Below are 2236 nucleotides of genomic sequence, written 5' to 3' on the forward strand. Positions count from 1 at the left end.
CAACACGAGAATGGAGATTCGACGAATGGACGTCGACCTGTTAGTCCACAACGCCGATATCATCACCATGGATGAATTTCGTCCACGGGCGACCTCCATTGCTGTGCTGCATGGCAGGATCGTCGCTGTTGGGGATACGTCTGGCTTGAATGCCAAGCGGACCCTCGACGCCCATGGGGCGACGATTATTCCGGGACTCGGAGATAGCCACAACCATATGGCGTGGTACGGATTGGCCCTGTCTGAGATTGACCTTTCCAATGTCCGAGACCTATCGGAACTGTATGCGCTTGTTGCCGCACGGGCCGCCGAACTTGAGCCCGGTGAATTCGTTATCGGAAACGGATATTACCATGCAAAGATTGGTGGACATCCTAGGCGTGAGGAACTGGATCGAGCGGCTGGCGGCCGGCCGGTGTGGTTGAAACACGGATCCGGGCACATAGCTGCAGTCAACACTGCGGTTTTGGAGATGGCCGGCATTTTTGATGGCACCGCGGTCGTGCCGGACGGGGGAATTGTTGAGCGCGATAGCTCTGGCGTGCCTACCGGGATTCTTGAAGAACAGGCACAAAAACTGGTCGTGAATCTGGTTACACCATATTCCCTGGACCATCTCAGCGACTCCCTTGAGCGGGCTGCCGCTCACTATGCGGCGGAGGGCCTAACCCATGTGACCGAGGCAGGCATAGGTGGGGGATGGATCGGAAAGACCCCCATCGAGCTCGCGGCCTACCAACGGGTGCGGGACCGGGGAGGTCTGCGCGTTCGTGCCCAGCTTATGCCCACTGTTGACGCTCTTCACCCCTTACTGTCCCATCCGGACGATCACGTGGATTTCGGGTTGGACCTAGGTATCACCAGCGGATTCGGAGACGATCTTCTGCGTATCGGACCGATGAAAATCTGGCTCGACGGTGGTCTAGTCAGCCGGACAGCGCACGTCTACGAACAATTCTGTGACAGACATAGCCACGGGTATTTCCAGGACGATCCGAAAGTCCTCAGAAGTCAAATACTCAAGGCACACCGGTCCGGCTGGAGTGTAGCTGCTCACGCGATCGGCGACCGCACTATCGACTTCGCCCTTGACGTTTTCGAAGAAGCGCAGAAGCACTGGCCGCGGCCTACTGTGCGGCATCGGTTTGAGCACGCGGCCATGACTTCTCAGGAGCAAATTGATCGCATGGCACAGCTGGGCATCACACCCGTGCCTCAAGCCCATTTCATCCATGATCTGGGCGACACGATGTCCGCGGCCCTCGGCCCGCAGCGCAGCGACTCACTGTACCGGGTCGCCAGCTTCCTGAAGGCAGGACTTCACGTCCCGGGCAGTTCCGACCGCCCCGTCGCCTATGGCGCACCATTGGCGGGAATACAGTCCATGGTGGAACGCCTCACGGAGATGGGCAAATGCCTCGGCCCCGATGAACGGGTAGACGTCCACACCGCCCTTCGCTCATACACGATCGATACAGCCTGGATTGCGGGCCAGGAAAACGACTGGGGTATCATCCGGCCAGGGATGGCAGCCGACTTCGTTCTGCTCGGAGACGACATCACCAAAATCGCGTCGGAACGGATTTCTCGGACCCAAATTGTTGCCACCTTTCTCAGTGGAGAATGCACCCATGGCAGTTCTGCCCTGCAGTGGCAAGATTCCAGCACACCGCCCCTGCAAAATCTCATCAGCAATTGAAAGGAGCAAAGATGCTCAGCTCAAACCCCACGAACAGCCACGGTTCGCAACACCTCACAGGTACTGACCTGGAAGAACTGCAATTGGCCTTCAAAAGCGCTATGGCCGGCGTTGCCACCCCAGTATCAGTAATAACCGCAATCAAGGACGGAAAGGCACACGGCACCACCGTCAGCGCCTTCGCATCACTATCGCTGAACCCGCCTATGGTCATGGTCGCTCTGGATCGGAACTCCGATCTGTTGAGCATTCTGCGCGAGACAGGCGAGTACGGAGTGAACCTCCTGGGCGTTGAACATTCGGAATGGGCCAGCGCGTTCGCTAGGAAAGGCCCTGACAAGTTCACTGGAATTCCCTGGACTGTCGAGAACGGTCTGCCCCGGTTGGCCGGCGCCTGCTGGATAGCGTGCTCAGTCGAGTCATTGGTCGACGGCGGTGACCACGTCATTGCTCTCGGATCCGTTCTGAACATCGATCTCGGCGAGAGCAAACCGCTGACCTACTACCAACGCACCTTCGGCACACATGCACCTATCG

Annotated in this window: 2 protein-coding genes; both read left to right on the forward strand. The window is 58.1% G+C overall.

Features of this window, described 5'->3' with window-relative positions; genetic code table 11:
• A partial coding sequence (locus tag PY310_RS21375; RefSeq protein WP_275216637.1) for an amidohydrolase occupies nucleotides 1–1699 on the forward strand: 1699 nt, incomplete at its 5' end.
• A gap of 11 nt (nucleotides 1700–1710) precedes the next feature.
• On the forward strand, nucleotides 1711–2236 hold a 526-nt coding region (locus tag PY310_RS21380), incomplete at its 3' end, for a flavin reductase family protein (RefSeq protein WP_275216638.1).

Source organism: Pseudarthrobacter naphthalenicus, assembly GCF_029076445.1.
In the GTDB taxonomy this organism is placed as follows: domain Bacteria; phylum Actinomycetota; class Actinomycetes; order Actinomycetales; family Micrococcaceae; genus Arthrobacter; species Arthrobacter naphthalenicus.